We start from the raw sequence: 23,041 nt of genomic DNA, 5'->3' as shown, positions 1-23,041 counted from the left end.
TATGGAACAGACAAAGTCATTTTTTGAGCTTGCTGAGGCTAGCTCTCAGACTGTTTTCGAGCCTGATTACACGGCAGAATTTAAGTCTTATTTAGAAAATTCAATCAGGCAGAGTGACTATGCTAATCGACAAGCTGTCAAATCAGCTTCGGCTCTAGTTATTAATTGTTAAGTAGAATTAGTATAAAACAATAAGGGCGCTGGTTAGTATGAGGCTAATCAGCGTTTTGTTTTGTTAAAGGTAATAAGTTTATACTATGACTCAAGATGAACGTTGGGACAAACGGTATCAAGAGGTGGTGGCGAAATCGGAGCATTCCCACCCAGTTTAGGACGTCGGAATCCACCCATTCGGTCATGAAAAAGACCATGTAATGGCCATGTAATTGGAACATTAATTTTTCATTAATTCTTGGACTAGCCAAGCGACCAAAGGTCTCTAGCCATTGGACTGCAAGAACTCAAAAAGAAGGGAGAAATAGTACGTGAAAGGGCAGATAAAAGGGCAGATAAATAAGCAAATAAGTAAGTAATTAATTAAGCGAAATGGTTGTAACTTGCTGAAAATCAGTGTATGTGAAAGGGCAGATAAAAGGGCGGGTAAATAAGCAAATAAGTAAGTAATTAATTAAGCAAAAGCGACGCTGATGGTGCGGATAGAACGGATATGACGCAGGAAGAACGTTGGAACTTACGGTACAAGGAGGTGGTTGAGTTTGTTGAAACCAACCATCGTAACCCATCGCGGCATAGGATTGAGGAGCATGATATGCTGAACTGGGTGAAGGCGAACAGGAAGGTGATGAATGCGGGGAAGATGAGGCCTGAGAGGGTGGAGGCTTTCGGGAGACTGATGGAGATGATGGAGGAGTATAAACGGAAGAATCAGTATGAATAGGATTGGGGAAAGTCAGCCGATGGGCTGGCTTTTCTTGGTTTATACTGTGGCACGTGGAGAGAGTAGGGCGCACAGATTACGCTGATGGCACAGATATGCTCGCGCTAAAGCGTGAGAGGGGTCGCGATGCTCAAAATTCTAAGAAAATCGATCAGGAAAATTATAAGGACCTAAAGGTCCGGAAATGGATGGAGTGCCCTATCGGGCAGCGCTCGAGCTTTGCTCGCTTGCTACCGAAGGGACGCAAGAAATCAAGCAGAATCTGGTCAAATCGAATGCGGATAGCACGGATATGACACAAGAGGAGAGGTGATAACAAAAGTCTGATTATGTAGTAAAAAGTAGTAACTACAAATGACTGCAAAGTGTTTGTTATATTAGCATAGTCCAAAATATAAACCGCATTTTATTAAGGATTTCTTATTTTTTTTGTACCTTTGCAGCCGAAAAATAAACCCTCACTGACTGACCGAGGGTACAACGACAGGAAACACTATGAAAAAGAGTATTTTAAGGTTTATGATGATGGCCCTGATGGGCTGTGTGTGTACCACCTTCACGGCCTGTGGCGGTGATGATGACGATAATGTGCCCGGACAGGATGTTTCAGGTACGATGAAGTACTTTGAGCCGTGCTTTGACTGGGGAGCTAACGCCGGTCATGTTAAAGCCTACATGTCTGGATGGGAATTGGTGGAGGGTAGCAACGATTACGCATTGCTCTACACCAACAACAAGAATACTGTGACTGTAGAATATGGTTTCTTTGGAGGCAACAAAGGGCTGAGTATGGTGGTGGTCGACTACATCACTGCCAATGCGAACTACATCAAATCTGAAATCGAGCGTCGGTATAACATGACGCTAGCAAAGGATGGAGAGGAAAGCCAAAATGGTGAAACGACATATTACGGCTATGGTGTGATTGGTGACAGAACCATTGCGGTACTAGTACATAGCACTAGTGACACTGTCAGGGTGATTTATGGTATTCTTGACTAATACCGTTATGAGCAAGGAACTATCTGCCTCTGTAACTTTCGAGAGAAGGTCGCAGGGGCAGATTTTTTATACGATAGGCTGACTCTTGTAGCCAGGGGGGACGGGTGAGTGGCACACGGAGGGGTAGGGCTGATGTTTGATGGCTGAAGGCTGATGTGATTTATGATGGAAGATGTAAGATGTAAGAGGGAAGAACGAAGGCTGATGGCTGAAGGCGGAGGGCTGAGGGCGTGCTTCGCAGGAATTATGGAAATGCGGATCTAAGGAAATACGGAACTGAGCTTCGCTGGATCTATGGAACTACGAATCTATGAATTCACGGAAGAAGGAAATGGCTGATTGTTTTTTTAGACTGAAATGTTAAATTTGTATACGAGGAACGATTTTGTTCCAAAAATATTTTTGGGGGGGGTGGAACGAAAATGTTACCTTTGCACTATATTTCACAAATTAATAATTATAGATTATGAAGTTTAGTGAATTCTACAAGCTACTCGAAGAGCACGGGTGGCGAAAAGAAGTTTCAATCAGCAATTCAACAACAAAATCGCTATTATGAAAAGGAAGTTAGTCGGTGTTATAGAAAAGGCAGGTGACGGAGGTTACGGCATCTATGCACTTGAAGATGTGATTCCCGTAACAGGTTACGGACTCACAGAAGAAGAAGCAAAGAAGGACTTTGTGGAACAAATTAAGGAACAGGCCGACTATTACAAGGAGAAAAAAGGTATCTATCCCGATTGGTATGAAGAAAACCAGGAAGTGGAGTATAGGTATGACATGTCAGCCTTCTTTATGAGTTTCCCATTTATCAATGCTTCAGAGTTAGCAAAGAGTCTGGGTATTAATCCGTCTCTCATGAGAAAGTACAAGAGTGGGCTCGCAAAAGCGAGTGCCAAACAAAAGGACTTGATTCAGGAGAAGTTTAACGGATTGGTTGAAAGGCTAGAGTTAGTGAAATTCTAAACAATATGGCAGAAAAGAGAGAAATGGGCTGCAAGCAGTTTGCTTGTGGCTCATTTTTTTGTAAAAAAAGTGGTTGATTTGTATCAATGTCAGAAATAATTTGTATTTTTGTGGCGTTGAACGCAGCCGCGCAAGAATGGTGGCTGTGGTTAAAGTCATAAAGCGACTGAAAATCAGAGTGATATGATGGAGACGGAAGACGGGAGTAGGCTGAGGCCTGAGGCGAGGATTGGGCGCGACACAACAATGTGTGGTGACCCCAATCTTTGGTTTCCAATGAGGGTGACGTATGCCCGTGAGATGAAGGTGAAAGCGGAGCTGGACAGGCTTGGGATAGAGAACTTCGTGCCGATGACGTACCGGATAGTGGAATCACGGAATCAAGGAGAGGTGGAATCACGGAGGGTGTTGGTGCCTGCTATCAATAACCTGATCTTTATTCACTCTTGTCAGGAGAGGATAAGTGAGCTGAAAGCGAAGAACGAGCTGTTGGAGCCGCTGAGGTATATGATGGACCATACGGCTAGCGAGGCGCACACGATTATGACGGTGCCTGGCAGGCAGATGGAGAACTTTATGCGGGTGGCTTCGAAGACGGATGACAGCGTGATGTGGCTGGATGATGAGACAATCGTAGGAAAGGAGGGTAAGCGCGTGGAGATCATGGGTGGTGCGTTTGAGGGCGTGACTGGCGTGATAAGGCGGATAAAACGATGTAAGAGGGTGTGCGTGGAGATTGAGGGGATAGCGAGTGTGGCGATAGCGTATGTGCCCGTTTCGTTGCTGAAAGAGGTCTGAAGGCTGAGGGCTGAAGGGTGAAATTGACCACGGATGGCACGGATGGTAACTATGGTCGCTGAGCTCAAAATTTTAAGAAAATCGATTTGGAAAATTGTAGGGACCTAAAGGTCTAGAAATAGATGAGGTCGCACAGATGGCGCAGATGACACAGATATGCTCGCGCTAAAGCGTGAGGGGAGTGCCTCATACGAGGCAGAAATCGAGCAAAATTTAATCAAATCATACAAATATCATTTTGAACATATAATTACCATGTAATTGAACCATTAATTCTCATTAATAGAGTCGCCAAATGGCGAGAGATTGAAAAAACAAGGAAAAACACTCACTTCTGTATGTGTCAGGACTTGCAGCCTAGACAAGATGTGAGGCGCCTATTTTTTCCTGAAGGGAACGGGTACCTGTTTCACAGAAAAACTAAGTCAGTAATAATCAATAGTTGAGCAATGCCAAGGCAGGCGAGACAAGCATCAGATGACCGATTACATAGTGGATGCATCGACCTACTTTGAACAGCGGATAGGAGAGGATTATGAAGATAGTATCTAATGAGGCCAGGTTATGAAATTTCGCGAAGTTGACATGAGTAATGATTTTGACTTTTCGGTATATCCGAATTGTGAGATTCATTGTGTAGTTATCGAAATTAACGGTGAGAGAGACTTGTCGGATGCGGTTAGCGAAATAAGCCAAAAGATTGCAGACACAAGCTGGATATCCAAGCTACCCACATTTTTTCGGGATGCGTTTTTAGCTAATGCGCCAAAGACTATAGACAAGATTGTCAATGAGATACTAAATAAAGTAGCAAGCGGGTTAAACGAAAAAATAGGTGAATATCTTGTGTCGTTCTCCGCACAGCAAGCCTTGGAGACGTTATTCCACCATTATAGACTGCCGCTGGCTGAAATACTGAAGGAGCAGCTGAGTAATAATCCTGGATTTGATTTTCATACGATTAGTCATAAAGATAACCTGATTCATGGCGAAGCAAAATATGGTGGAAAAGACACACGATGGGCAGATGCTACAGACCAGATATCGGATTTCATAGACGAAAACAAACATCAAGGAGAACAAGGTTGGCTCTATCCTTTCTTGAGTGCGCCTGTCATTGCTAATGTTAATGAAGGTAAGAGAGGATTCACAGCAGCATTTTCTATGCATGCCCAGAAAGAGAAACTAATTTTCAGACACGCAATGGAGAGCGATGCGTCGAAAAAAATCGCCCAGTACGAAGAGTATTATTTAATAGCTGTCGTGATATGCTGAAACCAGAATACTTTGAAGATGGTTATGATTTTCACCCTGTTATAAGGGAGATAATCAGCAGGATTCACACAGATGGACCTGTAGACGGCAGTAGCCTTGAGACGCTTGCTTTAATCAAGGACCTGCATCCCGAGATGCTTAATGGTGACGAGGCAACTTTGTTGAGTACCATGGGGCTTTTTTACAAGACTGGTGAGCCTAAGAATCTCTTTGAGCTGGTTTACAGTCTTTTTTCTGCTTCGATAGAAGAGGTGTTGGGAGAAAAATATACTCCAATACAGTCGGATGCTTTTGTGTGTATTAGGGAAAATGCTGTTTTCTCATTCTCGGCACCTACGAGCACAGGAAAGTCTTTCCTGTTTCAGCAACTAATTGATGGTGTTGATGGCGATGCTATTATTGTTGTCCCGTCAAGAGCATTACTAGCAGAGTATATTGGCAAGATAGCCGGCAATACTGGAAATGACGTACTGGTGTTACCATTCATAGAGATAGTAAACACCAAACATACAAGAAAAAGAATCTTTGTAATTACTCCAGAACGTGGCAATGAACTGTTTAAATACATTGACCAGACAAACGTACAACTCTTCTTGTTTGATGAGGCTCAATTGACAGAAGATGGCATTCGAGGAATGAAGTTTGATTCGTTTGTGAGACGTGTCAACAGGAGGTATCCTCAAATAAAGAAGGTGTTTGCCCACCCGTTCATAGAGAATCCTGAAGCTCAGATAGTAAAAAACGAGCTAGGAGAAGGGGTCGCAAAGAAATATGACCAGAATACCGTAGGGAAACTGTTTGTAACCCACAAGAATGGTAGGTTCTTTTATTTCTCTCCATACGATATGGATCATGGAGAAGTAGCTGAGTATCATGGTGATGTGGTTTCTGACGTAATCAAGAGAGGAGGCTCGTGCTTGTTTTATGTGTCGAAAACGAGCATCTATGACAGTGCTATTGAAAGGGAGTTTGAACCATATATAAGACTTTGCAGGGAAATAAAGAACCCTGAGGCTCTGAAACTGGTTGATGAGATGAATACCTATTTTGGCACAACCTCGAAGAAGAGATCACAACTGGTGGAATATATGAAGCGGGGTATCGTGATTCATCACGGCTCCATACCATTGAAGGCCCGATTCATCATTGAGAAGTTTGTGAATATGGGTTTTGCAAAGCTCTGCTTCTCTACCTCCACACTTATTCAGGGTATTAATATGCCATTCGACCTGGTTTGGGTACATAATAATCGGTTCAGCGGAAACCCCAACAAAGCAGCGCTTGACTTGAAAAACCTGATAGGCAGGGCTGGAAGGATGTCAAAGGCGAAAGACAAATTTGACTACGGCTATGTTGTGATAGAAGCGGGAAGTCTTGGTTCTTTTAAGAAAAGGTTTAATGAGAAATCTTATATTTCAACCATCTCTCTGCTGGATTCAAACAATGAAGAGTATTCTGCCGATTATCAGGATGAGGTAGATGCTATTGTGAATGACACATTTAATGACAACCTGAACTTGACGCAAGTCCAAGTAGATAGGCTGGTTGATTCGAACAACGAGGGATGGATAGAGTTTATACTCGACTATCTGATGCTCAATGGGAAGCCAATCACCGCCGCCGCCTATTATAAAATAGACGATACGATAAGGAAGCAAATCAAGAATGCATTCCAGCAAATATATGTATCGCAGTTGAGGCGGCGCGACCTGACAACAGCAGAGAAATCGATACTGAGTACTGCCATACCTATCCTCTTGTGGAAGATACAGGGGAAGTCGTTTGCAGAGATAGTTTCGCTGCGCTACTCTTTTATTTCAAGAAGAGATGAAAGAAGGGCTTTGAGGAAACAACTTAGAGACGGAGTGATTTCAGAAGAGGATTTTAAAAGGGAGTTGTTGGGGCTGACAGCACGATATTCTTGTCAGGCGCAACAATTGCCAAATATGAAAGCAAGGTCAGTAACTTTGTTTAAGAACGAAAGTGTGCTGAACTTGGAGTATGATCTGGTGATATATGACACATATGACTATCTTGATAAGGTTATTTCCCTGTCGCTGAAAGACCCTCTTTGCGCAGTATTCAAATTGTATTTTGAGGAAACAGGTGACGTTAGAGCCAACGCTTTTTCTAATTACATTGCTTATGGCACAGATGACGAGATGGAAATATGGCTTCAAAAATACGGCTTTGAATTTGAAGACATAGAATGGCTTAAACCTTGCATTGATTCGATTAGTGAAGAGGAGATAGTGTTCAACAATCATATCAGTACAGAGATTGAAGATGAAGAAAAATATGAGGTTGTGAAACGCTATTTGAACGAATAATTGTTATAAAACACGAGGTGGTAACTTGTAAAGACGACGATGCTGAGATTTTATGGAACAAGAAATACAGAAGGATCCTGAGGAGCTATATCAGGAACAAGTGAAGGAAGAGCAAGAACTTCTTGGTTATTGCAAGAAGATAAAGCAGGGTATCGAGAACCTTGATGAGAATAGCGGAGAACGTGCAATCTGGGAATTAACTCAGAATGCACGTGACGTGGCTGAGAATGAAGATTGTACCATCAAAATCGTACTGAAAGATGATAAGCTCGTTTTTGCTCATCGTGGTATGCCTTTTGAGTTCCAATCACTGTTGGCGTTGGTCAACCAAAACAGTTCGAAAGATAACCCCAATGCAGATTTGGCAGGTCAGTATGGCACTGGGTTTATGACTACGCATGCTTTCTGTAATATTGTGTCGATAGATGCTCCGTATAAGGTGATGGTGAGCAAGGAACAACTTAAGGGATATGTGCTGCTGGAGGACTTCACACTTAACCGCTCATGTGTTTGCGATGATGATATGACAGAAGCGAAGAATGAGATGAGGGAAGAGATAAAGGCGGTTAACAAGGCCTATAAGCGGGAGCCCCTTTACCCCTCACTTGAATTTCTTGACGAAGAGAAAAGGTGGACCAGTTTTACCTATAATCTTAATGGTTGTCACCAGGAGGCTTCTGGACAACTGGCTAGGGCAATCCGATTAATGCCAATGGTACTGCTGATTAACAAGCGAATCAAGGAGGTGGAAATCATTGATGATTATGCCCACCTACACCAAAAGGTAAAAAAGATACCTAGTCCTTCTTTGAAGATATTAGACAATATCGAGGGATGGCAATTGTCTTCGTATCAAATAATAATAGATGATCAGACAAAACCGAATAATTCCCCAATGACCATTTACTGTCTTGAGACGGAAGATGGTAATGACAAGATATTATTACCACCATATCCTGCTTCATGTGGTAGTGTAGAAGATATACCAAGTTTGTTCTTATGGTTCCATTTGCTAGGTACTGAGCAATTTGGTGTTAACTTCATTTTTCATTCCAGTCGTTTTTATCCGGTAGAAAAACGAAACAGCATTCTTCTGCCTGTAGATGTCCCTTCAAAGATAGAGAAAGGAAAGAGGAACGAGGCGATATTGAAAGAAATGATGAATGCATTGCTGAAGTATTATGCCGATGATAATCATACTGCCAATTTGGATATATCCATGTGTCAGGTGGATTTCAATCAGGAGGCGGAAGATTTGGTGACCAGACAATTCTATATTGATTTGCAAAATCTGTGGAAAGAGGCTATCCAGAAATGGAAGGTTATACCTACTGCCGAAGGGAACAAGGCCATCACCGATCCAAGGGTAAAAGTGCTGCATCCTGATTTCTACTCAAAGCTAAAAGATGAAGAGCGAAAGGAATATGAACCATTACTGAAAGCATTTGCTAGTAAGGTGATGTATGATGAGAATAATGCATATTTATTGCCATCAGAGAACCTTATAAAATGGTCGGAAACCATCGATAAATGGGATTGTGGTAAGAATAGCGAGTTCTTTATTACGGTAGAGGATGTATGTAAGACTATCAAGGAGAATTCTGATGATTTGAAATCGTTCCTAGAGTTTCTGAAAGCGAGTGGTAATCTATCGCTTGTAAACCAACACGCGTTGATTCCTAACCGAGAGGGAGGTCTGAGGAAAAAGGGCGATTTGAGACATGGTGACTTTATGACTGATGAGGTGTATAGCCTCGTGAAAGTGGTGATGGGTGATGATGCCAGCAGGATGATTAATACTGAATGCCTGAGCATTATAGAAGGGGTGCCCGAATATACTCCTAAGAACCTGCATGATGCCATTACAGGTACGATGCAGAGATGGAGAGGCTTGTATATGAACCCCAATACACCTAATGTATTGGATGATGAAAAGCTTACCGCACTCATCAATTTCTGTTCTGCTACATCTCAAACTGATTTCACAAATATCAGAGGTCGTTTGATGCATTTTATTCCAACTTTGTTCGACAAAGAGTTCAAACAGAGGTATCAGGAGAAAATAGAAGAAAAAGAGGATGACTTCTATTCGGCTGCATTCAACTTGATGCGTGATTATAGTCTGATGAAATTGAGTCTGAAGGATAAGGAATGGGTAGCCCTGAATAAAAATTGGGTTGTTGGTTTCCTAAAGGAATATGCTGTCATTAAAGATAAAGAATATGTAGATAAGTTGGATACTTATGGTGTAATACCTAATTGGCATGATGTGCTGTGCTTGAAGAAGGATTTATGCAAAAATGATGGGGTTCCAGAAGAGTTTGTGAGGTATTATAAGACGATATATAACAAAGATCTCCTTGATGATTGGATTTGCAAAGAATTAGCGCCTTATTTTGAACTATCTGCTCTAACGTCCAAAGATATAGCCAGCAAGATACAAGAGGCACTGGAAAATGATATGAGTGAAAAGGGTGAGAAGCATTTTACAAAGATACTTCGAGAGATTATTCTGAAACTGGGAGAAAGAACAGACTGGAAAGAATTGTTTGGTCATGTTGAAGAGAAGAAGGCTACATATACTTTCAATATGAAGAGTGGTGAGGCCCAGAAAAGTCTGTTTGCCCTTATGGACCTTGATGATAATGAACTTCAAGACCTTGCAAACATCTCTGCGGAGGGTAAAATGTCAGATTTGATTGATAAGATTCAAAAGCAAATCAAGCAGGAGCGAGTTATAGCAGCCCGTTTCGCCCACCTTCAGACTATAGGTGAACATGTTGAAGAAGTTCTACTTAAAGCTATTGACAATGATGTGGTTCAAGTTGTTTATCCAAAAGATAAGGATGAATATGTGGATGCGTCTAATAGACAGAACGGTCAGGACATAGTGATCAGTGTGAAAAGGCACGACCAGACACTAGAAGAAATCTATTATATCGAGGTTAAGAGTAAATGGGACTTTAACGAGGCTGCTCATATGAGCCCTAATCAGGTAAAGAAAGCATGTCAGAATCCGGATAAGTACTGTTTATGCTGCGTTGATTTGCGAGAACATAAGGAAGAAGACCTTGCAATTTTACCCCAACAGGTGATATTGGACTGCACTAATGTAAAAATGGATATCGGAAAAACGCTGCGTCCATTGATGAAGGAAATAATCGAGGCTGATGACAGATCAGACGATGTTCAAATTAAAATCTCTGATTATCGCAGCAATATGGGCGCAACCGTATTTGAGAAAGGAGAACCATTCCAAAGGTTGCTTGATACGCTGGTAAAGAAAGCGCAAGATGCTTTGAGTAGTATATAAGGGGCTTGTTGAAAAAACGTGGAATAGGTAGAAGATAATTATAGGAAAAAGCCTGCGATGAAAAAATGTGTAAAAAAACTTCCGAAGGACTATTATGAGCAAACATCATTCTATGAGAATGACGTGATGCTCTGGCAGAACGGCAAAGTCTATGTGATGGATAACCATAGAGATGCTGCATGGTGTTGGCTACAACAGTGTAAGACGGAGGAACTATACAACTTTATGCATATTGACCAACATTATGATTTGTTGGATAGCTACTATAGCGAGACTCTTGCTGCTATTAAGAATAATCCTAAAATGGCTTACGATGAGTTTGCCAGTTTGATGAGGGATGAAAGGGGGGAATATAGGTTATTCAGTTGGGATAACTACATTCGGATAATGCATGAACTGCGCCCGAACTGGTTTAATACAAACGTGTTTGTTACGCAGGGATATGGAGGTGATGCGAATAGTGATGGATGGGGACATGAGAAAATGAGAATCCAGGAAACATCTCCATTGTATTTGCTTTTTGCAATCAGGCAGAACATGATTGAAAAGTGGTCGAGCGAACTTCGATCTGAAAATGAGAATCTGAAATGGATTGTAAATTTTGACCTTGATGTTTTCTTTTGCCATGAATATGATCATGTGAAGATATTTTCTGACCGCTTTATCAGGAAGGTGGCAAGACTGTTGCAGGAGGCTATGGATAATATACAGGTCATTACAATAGCGATAAGTCCTGACTGTTTGGAGGGTAAAGGAATGAAAAAGAGATGGGACAGTGGCTTTAGAGTGTTACGTATTATGGTTGAAGAAATAGAAGCTTTGCAGGAGTTTCCTTTTCCAGAAGATATAGATTGATGTATGACGCAGGATGAAAGGTGGAGTGCTAATTGGAAGGAAGTCATAGACTTTATGAAGGCCAATAAACGTAGGCCTTCGAAGTTCGTGGATTCGGAAAGAGGCATGAGAAACTGGTGGAAGCATCAGCAAAAGTTGGTAAATGCTGGTGAGTTGAAGCAGGGGAGGATGGAGAAGTACAAGGAGTTGCTGGAGTTGGGTGAGAAGTATAAGAGGGTTAATCAATACCAATAATGTTGGAGAATTTTATGGAGGAGAAGCCAAATAATTATATGAGCATAATCAAAGGACAGGGAGGACAGGTCAGTGTCTCGCGGTGGCTGGAGGGGGCAAGCCGAGCTGCTTAATGCGGCTTGACGAGCTTCACAGGAACAACGGAACGATGGATTAAAGGAACAACGGAAATGACACAAGATGAACGTTGGTTGACAAGGTACCATGAGGTGGTTGAGTTTATTGAGGCTAATCACCGGAATCCATCGAAGCATCGAATCGAGGAGCATGATATGCTGAACTGGGTGAAGGCGAATAGGAAGGTGATGAATGCGGGGAAGATGAGGCCTGAGAGGGTGGAGGCTTTCGGGAGACTGATGGCGCTGATGGAGGAGTATAAACGGAAGAATCAATATGAATAGGATATGGAAAGTCAGCCGATGGGCTGACTTTTCTTGGTTTATATAAATTACTATCAATTTTATTCTGTATTTGAGAGATTTAGTTGTTATATAATGTTAAATATATAAGGCGATTCTTTCTAATTCTTTCCAATCCTTGCAAGATTGGAAAGTTTTTTCTATTTTTGCTGCAAAAATTTTATATATGAGTATAATAGAACCCCCTCCCCAAATAGATGATCAGGAGTTGTTCGATTCTGTAGTCAATCCTCCCCATGAAGATGTTGCAGCATTGGTGGATAAGATAAATGAGGAATATGAGTATTGGGATACTATTAAGTACAAAAAGAGTACAGAAAAGTGTTCTTCTGAGAAGTTGTGGGCTTATGTAAAGGTCTCTAGAATGAGGAATATGATTAGTGTGTGGCCTCAATTCAATATGTTTCTAGGTGTTACTAACCAAATGCAACGTATATGTCATGAGCTTGACATGAACTTTGGGGGGTCGTGGGGTACGAGTTCCATAATTTCTGGAGACTGCAAAGAGAGATACTTGGTCAGTTCGTTGATGGAAGAGGCAATATTCTCTAGCCAGATGGAAGGGGCTGCTACTACCAGACAGGTGGCTAAGGAAATGCTTCGTAAGAAGATGACTCCAAAGGATAAGTCGCAACAGATGATAGCCAACAATTATCAGACAATCCAGTTCGTTGTTCAGAATCAAGATACACCTTTGACTGTAGAACTATTACAACGCATTCATCGTCTGATGACTGAAAAAACATTAGATAATCCTGAGGATGCGGGACGATTCCGTTCGAACGACGATGTGGTGGTAGAAAACGGTATTACCCACGAAATAGTGCATCGTCCACCTTCATACACAGAGATACCTTCTTTTGTAAAAGACCTGTGTAGATTCTTTAATGATGAGAAACCAAAGGTCTTTATCCATCCGATTATCCGAGGGATTATTATTCATTTTATGGTTGCTTATATGCATCCATTTGTTGATGGTAATGGAAGAACTGCTCGAGCTCTCTTCTATTGGTATATGCTGAAGCAGAAGTATTGGCTGACGGAATATCTTTCTATATCAAGGGTTATTGCAAATTCGAAGAAGTCGTATGAGAAGTCTTTCTTGTATACAGAAGCAGATGGTAATGATATGGGGTATTTCGTAACATATAATCTGAGAGTGTTAAATACCTCGTTTAAACAGTTGCAACGTTATCTGAAAAGAAAACAGGATGAAAAGAAAGCTGCAAATACGTTCCTACAATTAGGAGATATTAATGACCGACAGGCTCAGATTATTAAGATGTTTGTTGATAATCCGAAGGAAGTTATCACTGTTAAAGATATTCAAAGTAAATACTTAATTAGTGCTACGACTGCAAAGTGTGATATTATGGGGCTTGTGAATCGTGGTCTAATTGATGAGTTTGCCTTTAATAAGGTTAAGAGAGGTTATGTGAGAAGTGATAAGTTTGAAGATGCTGTCAAACCATTCTTAAAGTAATTCTTTCCAATGTTTAAAGAATTGGAAAGGATTGGAAAGGAATAGAATATTGAACGGTTCTCTGACTAAGATAGGTAAAATGGTTGAAGTGTTACAACCTTTTTCAGAATATTTTGAAAAACTACGGCTAATAGATGAATTAGCCGTAGTTTTTTGCTTTAGTCATTTTTTGTAGAATTGGGCGTACCACTCGGCGAAGTGGCGGAGGCCTTCGCGGAGGGTGATCTTCGGGGTGAAGCCGTAGTCGCGCTCAAGGGCGGTGGCGTCGGCATAGGTGGTGGGGACGTCGCCGGGTTGCATGGGGACGAGCTGTTTGTGGGCCTCGAAGTCGAAGTCCTGGGGGAGGACGCCGGCACGGACGAGTTCTTCCTGAAGGATGGTGACGAAGTCGAGGAGGTTCTCGGGCTGGCCGCCACCGATGTTATACACGGCATAGGGTGGGATGGGGAGGCCGTCGTCGCCCTTCTTGCGCTCGGGGGCGCCTTGCATCACGCGTACGATGCCTTCTACGATGTCATCGACATAGGTGAAGTCGCGGCGGCAGTTGCCGTAGTTGTAGATCTGGATGGTATCGCCCTTGAGGAGCTTGTTGGTGAAACCGAAATAGGCCATGTCGGGACGACCGGCAGGACCATAAACGGTGAAGAAGCGTAGGCCGGTAGAGGGGATGTCGTAGAGCTTACTGTAGCAGTGGGCCATGAGCTCGTTGGACTTCTTGGTGGCGGCATAGAGGGACACGGGGTTATCTACGCGGTCGTCGGTAGAGAATGGGACTTTCTTGTTGCCGCCATAGACGCTGGATGAGCTGGCGTAAACCAAGTGCTCAACGGGGTGGTTGCGGCAGGCCTCAAGGATGTTGTAGAAGCCGATGAGATTGGACTGGATGTAGGCATCGGGGTTGGTGATGCTATAGCGGACACCTGCCTGGGCGGCGAGGTTGACCACGACGTCAAAGTGGTATTTGGCGAAAAGTTTTTCTATCAAAACTTTGTCGGCCAAATCCCCCTTTATGAATTGATAATTGACAATTGACAATTGAGAATTGTTAGTTGACAATTGAGAATTGGCTAACGCTTCTAATTCTTTCAGACGATATTCTTTGAGAGCAACGTCGTAATAGTCGTTTAAGTTATCAATGTTTATGATGGTTGCCCCTGGGGCATCTACAAATAAGCGTTTGATTAGGTTGCTGCCAATAAAGCCAGCTCCTCCTGTCACTAAAATCGTTTTACCGTTTAATTTGATTTTATTCATATCTGATCTTTTAATTTTTTTATTATAGACGTTAATAGCTTTATGAGTTCTGCACAGTCATTATTAATAGACTTGTACATTGTGTCATCAATATAATTTGTTTCATGCAGCAGATCAAGCCAATATTCTGTTTCATCTGCCTCTTTTAACGCAATATTTAGTTTGTTCAGAAAGTCCATACGTGATTGAGCGTTTTTACTCTCACGTGTATTGGCTCCTATACTGGTTCCGCTTCGGAGTAATTGCTTCGACAAAACCATTTCATGTTTTTGTTCTGTAAGATACTTGTAACAATTAACGATTCTAATTGCAAACTTTCGGCTTTTATCTTGTATCGCGTTAGCCATAATTATAAATTGTCAATTATCAATTGTCAATTCTCCAAGAATCGGGCGCCGTCGTCGGGCTTAACCCAGAAGACTTGGAAGGTGCGTTCGTACTCAGGGAACTGGGCGAGGTAGCGCTCGGTGAGGACTTTCTCGATTTCTGCTTTGTGGGCAGGGTCGACGAGGGCGATGCAGGCGCCTTTGAAGCCGGCACCAGAGAAGCGACCGCCATAGACTCCGGGGAGGGAACGCATGATTTCGTAGATGGCGATGAGCTCGGGGGAGCCGCACTCGTAGTTGTGGATGCTGGATTCGCAACTGTCGAACGAGAGCTTTCCGAAGAGCTTGAGGTTGCCTGTTTCCCAGGCTGTGACACCTTGGCGCACACGACGGTACTCGCTGTAGAAGTGCTCTGCACGGCGGGCGAAGCGGGCGGGCATGGCGATGCGGGTCTTGTCGAAGGTGGCCTTGGGGATATCGCGCAGGAAGGTCTTATCGAAGGTTTTCAGGGGCTGCTCGGTATAGGCGAGCATGTTCCATGCGGCGGTCTTGCATTCGTAGACACGGAGGTTGTAATCGGAATTGACAAGGCTTCGGGTCAGACCACTGAAGAAGATTCCAATCTCAAAAGGTAATTGAGAATTGACAATTGACAATTGAGAATTTTCTGTTGATTGCTGTTGGCCGCCAAAAGGTATCAGGCGGTATTCGTTAGAATCGCAATCTAGGAACAGGAGCTGATTCTTCTTGCCCAGGGCGATACAGGCCTGGTCGAGGAGACCGTTGTTCAGTCCGATATATTCGCGCTCGGCCTCGGAAGCGATCTTTACGACCTCGAAGGGCTGGAGGGTGATATCATTGGCCTTGGCAAAAGCCATAACGTAGGCGATGAGTACTGCTGCTGATGAGCTGAGACCGCCTACGGGCAGGGAGCCCTGGATGACACCGGTGATGCCTCGCTTGAGTTCAAAGCGTTTTTTGAGGGCATATTTGGCTCCACGGGCATAGTCGCCCCAATGGCGCTCGCGCACCTGAGAGGGTGCGTCAATATCGAAGTCTACAATGCCCTCGAAGGTCTTGGATTCAAGGTGTACATGGCCGTCGTCGGCTACATCGAACCAGAGGTCGACGCCCTTGTCGATGGCGAAACCTGTGACCAGACCATGCTGGTGGTCAACATGGGCGCCCAAGGGACATACGCGGTAGGGCGAGAAAATGTGATACTGCATAGGTGATAATTATTGATTTAGATGCAAAAGTACATATTATTTCAAAAACCACAAAAAAATATTCAGTTTTTCTAGGATTAATGCTGATGTTTGGTAATTAATTCGTATCTTTGGAGCCCGTTTTATTTAAAAGAACACTGATTTACAATGAAGAATATTGTTATTGCGGCTGGTTATGCCACGAGGCTGGGTGAGTTGACAAAGAATTTCCCGAAGCCTTTGTTAAAGATAGGTGAGAACACGATTCTGGGTAGGATGCTGGATGATATAGATAAGATTCCGGAGATCACGGAACATATTATTATCTCAAATCATCGCTTTGCTCCCATTTTCGAAAGATGGCAGAAGGAAGAGGGAAAATGGCAGAAGCCCATCACGATTGTGGATGACGGGACGGAGACGAATGAGACGCGTCTAGGTGCGGTGTGTGATTTGTTGTTTGCGATGGATAAGTTGAGTATTGATGACGATTTGCTGGTGGTAGCAGCGGATAACTTGCTGTTCTTCTCATTCCAGGAATTCGTAGACTTTGCAAAGGAGAAGGGGACGAGTTGCATCATGTGTCACGAGCAGCAGTCGATAGAGAAGTTGCAGCGTACGGGTGTGGTGGAACTCGACGAAAACAATAAAGTGCTGGGCATGGAGGAGAAACCTCAAGTGCCTAAGAGTCATTGGGCTGTGCCACCTTTCTACATCTACCTGAAGAAGGACCTGGACTTGGTGCGTCATTCAGTGGAGAATGGTTGCGGAAAGGATGCGCCGGGTAACCTGGCACACTATATGGTGGAGCATACGACGATGCATGCGTGGCCGATGAGTGCGGGACGGTTCGATATAGGGTCATTAGACACCTATTACGAAGCGGTTGAGAAATACGGCAAGTAACGAATACGATTTCATGAAGACAATATTAGTTTCAGGAAGTGCTGGATTTGTCGGTTCGCGGGGATGACAGGGGACGGTACCTGTCAGAATCAGAAAAAAACAGAAATAACCCTTTTCGATGTTTGAAGCTCCTGCAGAGCTCTAGTGATAAGTGGTATGGACTTGGCTTTAAGAGCGAGCTCTTATGCCCACTCCATGCCACTTATCGCAATAACTACCGTTATTACAAACAACGAAAAGCAAAAACATCGGCTTGGAAAGCCTGAAAAATCATGTTTATCTCGACCATAACAGCAATGATATTCTTTTCGTGAACATGTAATTGCCATATAATTGGAACATTAATTTTTCATTAATTGGCTCGCGCTAAAGCGTGAGTAAGTTATGGTCGCCAAAAGGCTCAAAATTTCAAGAAAATCAATTTAGAAAATTGTTAAGACCTAAAGGTCTAGAAATGGATGGAGTGCCCTATCGGGCAGAAATCGAGCAAAATCTGATCAAAATCGAACAAATTAATAGGGTTGGAAAAAAAACAGAAAAAACACTTTCAAATGTTTGTAGCTCTTATCAGAGCCATTGTGCTAAGTGGTGTGGGCGTGTCTTTAAGAACGAGTTCTTACGCCATGCCCACACCACTTATCACGTAACTGCGTTATTACAAACACCTGAAAGAAAAAACAACGGCTTTGCAAGCCTGAAAAATCATTGTAGAGTAAAATATACCTGTGATCCGCTTGGGGTCCAACCCCAAGACCCCAAAATTTAAAAAGGTAACCGCTAACTAAGTTGAAGTACTTGGTTAGCGGTTATTTGCTATCGGAAATGAATAAAAAGGTTATAGGGTTACTACTATTTGCAGATGTTTTCGTATATTTGTCAGGGAAAATATACGATTAATCTAAAAAAATTAATTATGAGAAAGAGTATAAGAGAACGATTCGCAGAAATGACACGTCTATATCATTTTACGACTTTTGAATCTGCGTGTATGATTATCGAGAGCAAACGGTTGAGATTTGGTAAATTGCCACGGATGAATGATTTGATTGAAAGTAATAAAATAGTTTTTCAGCGAGTGATTTTTAATAGTTTAGAAGATGACAAAGACAACGGCTTGTTTGCAGAGGAAGAAATGCGAAGATACCAACAGATTAGCTTCGCCCAAGATCGGTCTGTTGACGACAAAATATATGAAGGTTTTAATTTGCATACCATGTGGGGACTATATGCTGATAAGGGGTATGGGGCCTGTTTAGTATTTGATAAAAATAAACTGAAACTTGCTGAAGGAGATTATGCAAGAGATGTTGAATACATGGATTATGTGCTCCCTGATTATGCTTTTCGTAACAAAAGTAAGAAAGGGCTGAAATAGGAAGCTGCCAGTATTGTCTTATGAATTCGGATTAGACTGGTATGAACTATGGAGGGATGTGCCTGATGACCCTATTTGGACTGAAATGAGTGGGTTCTATATTTGACACTTGGTATATTCATGCCAAAGTGGGGGGGCAAGTAGTTTTTTTTATGAAGTATGACACACCTGAGTTTCATGCCTTGGCGGCAGAGATTGCTAATTTTAAGTAGGAGAAAATCTAAAATGTTACGTTGGGAATTCAGAAAAAATGCAAAAATGGTGGATTTCTCACGGAAAAGTTGTATATTCGCAGCAGAAATCTAAAACTATAAGATGTATGGGAAAGTTTGAATTGATGGTGTTGCCGTATGCGATAGACGCATTGGAGCCGGTGATAAGCAAGCAGACGCTGGAGTTTCATCATGGGAAGCATCTGGCGGGGTATGTGAATAACTTGAATGCTCTTTTAGAGGGGAGCCCGTTGGCGGGATTACCCTTGGAGGAAGTCGTGTGTAAGGCCGAGGGTGGCATGCTGAATAATGCGGGGCAGATACTGAATCATAACATGTACTTCGGGCAATTTACGGGGGAGCCGACAAAGTCAGCTCCTGCAGGACAATTGGCTGACGCCATTGAGCGTGACTTCGGGGCGTTTGAGGCATTCAAGGAGGCGTTTCAGAAGGCGGGCGCTACGCTGTTTGGTAGTGGCTGGGTGTGGCTATCTTCAGATAAGGATGGTAAACTCCTGATTACGCAGGAGACGAATGCGGCGAACCCGGTGCAGAAGGGGTTGAAGCCGCTGCTGACCTTCGATGTGTGGGAGCATGCGTACTATCTGGACTATCAGAACCGCAGGCCTGACCACCTGGCTGCGCTCTGGCAGATTGTGGACTGGAGCGTGATAGAGAAGCGCTACGAGTGAGGGATTATCCTGATAAAATGACGCCAGCGCAGGCGAGTAGATTTCGCGATGATGTGCTAAACATTGTCGCTCAGATTCCTTTTGGCCGGGTGACCACGTACGGCCATATTGCCGCCTTGGCAGGCTGGCCGAGTCATTCGCGGATGGTAGGCCGCACATTGAGATACACCCCAGGTGCAGAATCCCTTCCTTGTCATCGGGTGGTGAATAAGGATGGACGCACAGCACCTGGGTGGAGTCGTCAGCGCACGCTCTTAGAAGAAGAGGGCGTCCAGTTTAAGTCTAATGGGCATGTGGATATGGCGCGGCATCTGTGGGAGCCGGAGTGATTGGCTAATATCGCGTTTTTTTTTGTTTTTCGTTGAAAAAAGTGCAGAAATAGTTGTTTTTTCTTTTAAGAAAGTGTATCTTTGCGGCGGAAAGTCGTTTAAAAAAGTGTAACGATTCAATAAAAAGTCGTTAAGAAAAGTGTGATATTTTTAATGTGATTCACTTGAAAAATGCTGAGAAGAAAGATTGAAAACACGCTGGAACAGTGGAAAAGTACCTCTGGGCATAAGCCTTTGGTGATTATGGGTATCCGCCAATGCGGAAAGACGTTCATCGTGCAACATTTTGCAGCCGCCCACTACAAGACGGTTGTATATATCAATTTCATCAAGCAACCTGAGCGTATCAATGCGTTTGTGGGTTCGAAAGATGTAAACGTTATACTGCTGAACCTTTCTGCTCAGATTCAGGGCGTTTCGTTCACACCAGGCGATACCTGTTTCATCTTTGATGAGATTCAGGAGTGTCCAGAAGCACGCACCTCGCTCAAGTTCTTCAAGGAAGACGGGCGTTTTGATGTGATTGCCACAGGTTCATTGTTGGGTGTTCAGGGATATGGTGACGAGAAGAAAAAGCAACGTTGCAGACTTGTGGAGCTGAAAGAGCCTGGCATTAATTCCGTACCAGTCGGCTCGGAAGATATTATAGAGATGTATCCACTGGATTTTGAGGAATTCCTTTGGGCAAATGGTCTCAGCGAGGATGTTGTCGAGACTCTCAGGAAGTGCTATCGCGAGGAAAAACCTGTTCCTGCTGGCATTCATGTAGCAATGAAGCAATTTTTGAATTTGTATGTAACTATCGGTGGGCTACCAGAACCTATCAATGTCTTTCTCAAGACCAACAACATGAACGAGGTTAGCAAGGCTTATAAGTCGATTTTGAAAGAATATCGCGACGATATGGTGAAGTATGCTCCAGATAAAGACAAGCCGCATATCCGAGAGTGCTTCAATTCCATCCCCAAGCAGTTGGCGAAGGATAATAAGAAGTTCCAATATAACAAGGTGAAACCAGGTGGTAGAAGTGATACCTATCTGGGGTCGCTACAATGGCTGGAGGATGCAGGCATCATCTGTCGATGCTATAATACTGACATCACAGGTTTGCCAATGGAAGGAAATGCGAAGGATAATGTGTTTAAGGTCTATACGGCTGATATAGGTCTGCTTGTCGAAATGCTGGGGCCTGGTGTTCGTGCGGACATCCTTCAGGGTAATCTGGGTGGATTCAAAGGAGCAATCTATGAGAATCTGATGGCTGATACGCTGCATAAGAAGGAACAGAACCTTTATTATTTCCAGAAGGATTCTGGTATGGAATTGGATTTCCTGGTGCGGATAAATGGCGAATGTGTACCGCTTGAGGTTAAGGCAAAGACGGCGCAAGCCAAAAGCGTTAAAACTGTGTTGAACCATCCTGAGAAGTACAAGGTCAAGCACGTCATCAAGTTTGGTGATTTCAATATCGGTAGGGACGGACAGTTGCTGACACTTCCCAATTATATGCAATTCCTGCTGAATTTGGAGCCAGAAGAGATTGTCTTGGAGTCAATCGATGTGGATGCTGTAAATGCATTGGCCAGTGAGATCATAAAAGAATGATATGTCCCTTTGCAATCAAATAGCATTAATACGATGACAGCAAAGGAGATAATCGCGTATATGGAGTCGCTGAAGAATGAGGAGCAGCGACGGGTGCTCATGGGGTTCTTTAAAACGGGGTCTGGTGAGTATGGAGAGGGCGATGAGTTCCTGGGACTGAAGGTGCCGCAGACGAGGGAGGTGGTCCGGGATGTGTGGAAGGACTTTCCTTTGGACGAGGTGCCGGAGTTACTGATGTCGAAATGGCATGAGGTGAGGCTCTGCGGATTGCTGATACTGGTGGCGAAATTTGAGAGGCTGACAACTAAACGCCTTGAGAATGATGAGAAGGCTATTCGTGGGCGCGATGAAATTCTGACGATGTACCTCAAATATGCAGAACGGGCGAATAACTGGGACCTGGTGGATTTGTCCGTACATAAAATCTTGGGGCATTGGCTGTTGTTGCCGACAAATTTGGGAGCCCCCCTCTCATCCCCCTGCTTAGGGGGAGGCCCAGGCCTACACAAGGATTTTAAATTGAAGGTGCTGGATGAGCTGGCGCAGAGCCCCTGCTTGTGGAAGCAGCGGATGAGCATCGTGTGCTCGTGGAAGACGTCGCAGATGGGGGACCCGTCGTGGTGTTTGAGGTATGCGGAGATTCATCTGCGCCATCCGCACGACTTGATGCACAAGGCGGTGGGGTGGATGCTCAGGGAGATGGGCAAGCGGTGCTCGATGGAACTCTTGCGTGAATTCCTGCGTCAGCATGCCCATGAGATGCCTCGAACGATGCTTCGCTATGCCATAGAGAAGATGAGTGAGAAGGAACGACAATACTGGATGAAAGTTGAAAGTTGAAAAGTGAAAAGTGAGAGTTGGTTGAACACGGAGCATATCAAGAGGAGTGGGGAGGGGATTGAATATCACCCGCTGATTCCTTTTCTGCCGGAGCAGGCGAAGGTGCTGTTCTTGGGCAGTTTTCCGCCACAGCGCAAGCGGTGGTGCATGGATTTCTATTACCCGAACTTTATTAATGACCACTGGCGCATTGAGGGTCAGATATTCTATGGCGACAAGAACCACTTTGTGGACCTCGAGGCGAAGCGATTCAAGATAGATGAGATCGTGGCGTTCTGCGAGGAGAAGGGACTTGCTTTCTTTGATACCTCCACGGCTATACGTCGGTTACAGGACAATGCCTCGGACAAGTTCCTGGAGGTGGTGGAGCCAACAGATATCACGGCGCTCTTGAAACGGCTACCCCATCTCCGTGCCATTGTGACGACGGGGGAGAAGGCGACCGAGACGATATGCAGGACGATGGGGATGGCGGAGACCCCGAAAGTAAACACGTATGTCAGGGTTTCGAACACGGATGGCACGGATGAAACGGATATTTTTGCGAACACGGATGGCACGGATGAAACGGATATTTTTGCGAACACGAATAGCACGAATCTGACGAATGGAGGCGGTTTGCTATTGTACAGGCTGCCCAGCAGTTCCCGTGCCTACCCCTTGTCCTTTGACAAGAAGGTAGAGGCTTATCGTCGATTCTTTGACTTCATAAAAATTTAAT

General features: G+C 43.7%; 23 protein-coding genes. 20 read left to right on the top strand and 3 right to left on the bottom strand.

Going from position 1 to position 23,041, the window contains the following annotated elements; translation table 11 throughout:
• Window position 1 precedes the first annotated feature (1 nt).
• From L6466_RS13140 to L6466_RS13085, 12 genes are all read left to right on the top strand, one after another.
• Window positions 2-172 (top strand): hypothetical protein, encoded by a 171-nt coding sequence (locus tag L6466_RS13140; protein ID WP_237812988.1) that lies wholly within the window; start codon window positions 2-4, stop codon window positions 170-172.
• Between the two features lie 495 nt (window positions 173-667).
• On the top strand, window positions 668-898 hold the full coding sequence (locus L6466_RS13135; protein WP_237802614.1) for a helicase associated domain-containing protein: 231 nt from the start codon (window positions 668-670) through the stop codon (window positions 896-898).
• A 495-nt stretch (window positions 899-1,393) separates the two neighbouring features.
• The gene (locus L6466_RS13130; RefSeq protein ID WP_237802615.1) at window positions 1,394-1,900 is read left to right on the top strand and encodes a hypothetical protein; all 507 of its coding nucleotides are present in this window, start codon (window positions 1,394-1,396) and stop codon (window positions 1,898-1,900) included.
• A 555-nt stretch (window positions 1,901-2,455) separates the two neighbouring features.
• Window positions 2,456-2,866 carry a type II toxin-antitoxin system HicB family antitoxin gene (locus L6466_RS13125; protein WP_237794376.1) on the top strand — a complete coding sequence of 137 codons (411 nt, stop codon included), beginning with the start codon at window positions 2,456-2,458 and terminating at the stop codon, window positions 2,864-2,866.
• A 183-nt stretch (window positions 2,867-3,049) separates the two neighbouring features.
• On the top strand, window positions 3,050-3,664 hold the full coding sequence (locus L6466_RS13120) for a UpxY family transcription antiterminator (RefSeq protein WP_348535384.1): 615 nt from the start codon (window positions 3,050-3,052) through the stop codon (window positions 3,662-3,664).
• Window positions 3,665-4,228: 564 nt separating this feature from the next.
• Window positions 4,229-4,939, top strand: a complete 711-nt coding sequence (locus tag L6466_RS13115; RefSeq protein ID WP_237802616.1) for a hypothetical protein — start codon at window positions 4,229-4,231, stop codon at window positions 4,937-4,939.
• On the top strand, window positions 4,933-7,269 hold the full coding sequence (locus tag L6466_RS13110; protein WP_237802617.1) for a DEAD/DEAH box helicase: 2,337 nt from the start codon (window positions 4,933-4,935) through the stop codon (window positions 7,267-7,269). The genes L6466_RS13115 and L6466_RS13110 overlap by 7 nt, the downstream gene beginning before the upstream one ends.
• Before the next feature lie 52 nt (window positions 7,270-7,321).
• Entirely contained in the window at window positions 7,322-10,582 is a 3,261-nt protein-coding gene (locus L6466_RS13105) for a sacsin N-terminal ATP-binding-like domain-containing protein (RefSeq protein ID WP_237802618.1), read from the top strand.
• Window positions 10,583-10,639: 57 nt separating this feature from the next.
• The gene (locus L6466_RS13100) at window positions 10,640-11,437 is read left to right on the top strand and encodes a peptide arginase family protein (protein ID WP_237802619.1); all 798 of its coding nucleotides are present in this window, start codon (window positions 10,640-10,642) and stop codon (window positions 11,435-11,437) included.
• 3 nt (window positions 11,438-11,440) lie between these two features.
• Entirely contained in the window at window positions 11,441-11,671 is a 231-nt protein-coding gene (locus L6466_RS13095; RefSeq protein ID WP_237802620.1) for a hypothetical protein, read from the top strand.
• Window positions 11,672-11,841: 170 nt separating this feature from the next.
• Window positions 11,842-12,072 carry a helicase associated domain-containing protein gene (locus tag L6466_RS13090; RefSeq protein ID WP_237802621.1) on the top strand — a complete coding sequence of 77 codons (231 nt, stop codon included), beginning with the start codon at window positions 11,842-11,844 and terminating at the stop codon, window positions 12,070-12,072.
• 184 nt (window positions 12,073-12,256) lie between these two features.
• Window positions 12,257-13,573 carry a Fic family protein gene (locus L6466_RS13085; RefSeq protein ID WP_431356499.1) on the top strand — a complete coding sequence of 439 codons (1,317 nt, stop codon included), beginning with the start codon at window positions 12,257-12,259 and terminating at the stop codon, window positions 13,571-13,573.
• A gap of 162 nt (window positions 13,574-13,735) precedes the next feature.
• Here the strand turns inward: L6466_RS13085 and L6466_RS13080 are convergent, their stop codons facing one another.
• From L6466_RS13080 to L6466_RS13070, 3 genes are read right to left on the bottom strand one after another with little or no spacing between them, the layout of a single operon-like run.
• Entirely contained in the window at window positions 13,736-14,827 is a 1,092-nt protein-coding gene (locus tag L6466_RS13080) for an NAD-dependent epimerase/dehydratase family protein (RefSeq protein ID WP_237802622.1), read from the bottom strand.
• Window positions 14,824-15,174, bottom strand: coding sequence for a four helix bundle protein (locus tag L6466_RS13075; protein ID WP_091851297.1), 351 nt, complete (start codon window positions 15,172-15,174; stop codon window positions 14,824-14,826). The genes L6466_RS13080 and L6466_RS13075 overlap by 4 nt, the downstream gene beginning before the upstream one ends.
• A 26-nt stretch (window positions 15,175-15,200) precedes the next feature.
• A complete protein-coding gene (locus L6466_RS13070) occupies window positions 15,201-16,382 on the bottom strand; it encodes a GHMP family kinase ATP-binding protein (protein WP_237802623.1) in 1,182 nt (393 codons plus the stop codon).
• 147 nt (window positions 16,383-16,529) lie between these two features.
• Between L6466_RS13070 and L6466_RS13065 the strand changes: the two genes are divergently transcribed.
• The 8 genes from L6466_RS13065 (at window position 16,530) to L6466_RS13030 (ending at window position 23,040) form a co-directional block, all read left to right on the top strand.
• Window positions 16,530-17,267 (top strand): nucleotidyltransferase family protein, encoded by a 738-nt coding sequence (locus L6466_RS13065; protein ID WP_237802624.1) that lies wholly within the window; start codon window positions 16,530-16,532, stop codon window positions 17,265-17,267.
• 373 nt (window positions 17,268-17,640) lie between these two features.
• A complete protein-coding gene (locus L6466_RS13060; RefSeq protein WP_237802625.1) occupies window positions 17,641-18,033 on the top strand; it encodes a hypothetical protein in 393 nt (130 codons plus the stop codon).
• Window positions 18,034-18,180: 147 nt separating this feature from the next.
• Window positions 18,181-18,642, top strand: a complete 462-nt coding sequence (locus L6466_RS13055) for a DUF2971 domain-containing protein (RefSeq protein ID WP_143005657.1) — start codon at window positions 18,181-18,183, stop codon at window positions 18,640-18,642.
• A 319-nt stretch (window positions 18,643-18,961) separates the two neighbouring features.
• On the top strand, window positions 18,962-19,546 hold the full coding sequence (locus tag L6466_RS13050) for a superoxide dismutase (protein WP_237802626.1): 585 nt from the start codon (window positions 18,962-18,964) through the stop codon (window positions 19,544-19,546).
• A gap of 17 nt (window positions 19,547-19,563) precedes the next feature.
• Window positions 19,564-19,875, top strand: coding sequence for an MGMT family protein (locus L6466_RS13045; RefSeq protein ID WP_237802627.1), 312 nt, complete (start codon window positions 19,564-19,566; stop codon window positions 19,873-19,875).
• 171 nt (window positions 19,876-20,046) lie between these two features.
• Window positions 20,047-21,480 (top strand): ATP-binding protein, encoded by a 1,434-nt coding sequence (locus L6466_RS13040; protein ID WP_237802628.1) that lies wholly within the window; start codon window positions 20,047-20,049, stop codon window positions 21,478-21,480.
• Between the two features lie 33 nt (window positions 21,481-21,513).
• Window positions 21,514-22,320, top strand: coding sequence for a DNA alkylation repair protein (locus tag L6466_RS13035; protein WP_237802629.1), 807 nt, complete (start codon window positions 21,514-21,516; stop codon window positions 22,318-22,320).
• Between the two features lie 3 nt (window positions 22,321-22,323).
• Window positions 22,324-23,040, top strand: a complete 717-nt coding sequence (locus L6466_RS13030; RefSeq protein WP_237802630.1) for a uracil-DNA glycosylase family protein — start codon at window positions 22,324-22,326, stop codon at window positions 23,038-23,040.
• The last annotated feature ends 1 nt before the right edge of the window (window position 23,041 follow it).

The sequence above is a fragment of the Prevotella communis genome (assembly GCF_022024175.1).
Taxonomy (GTDB): domain Bacteria; phylum Bacteroidota; class Bacteroidia; order Bacteroidales; family Bacteroidaceae; genus Prevotella; species Prevotella communis.
The sequence above is the reverse complement of the archived record's forward strand: the minus strand, read 5'-3'. Positions and strand labels throughout refer to the sequence as shown.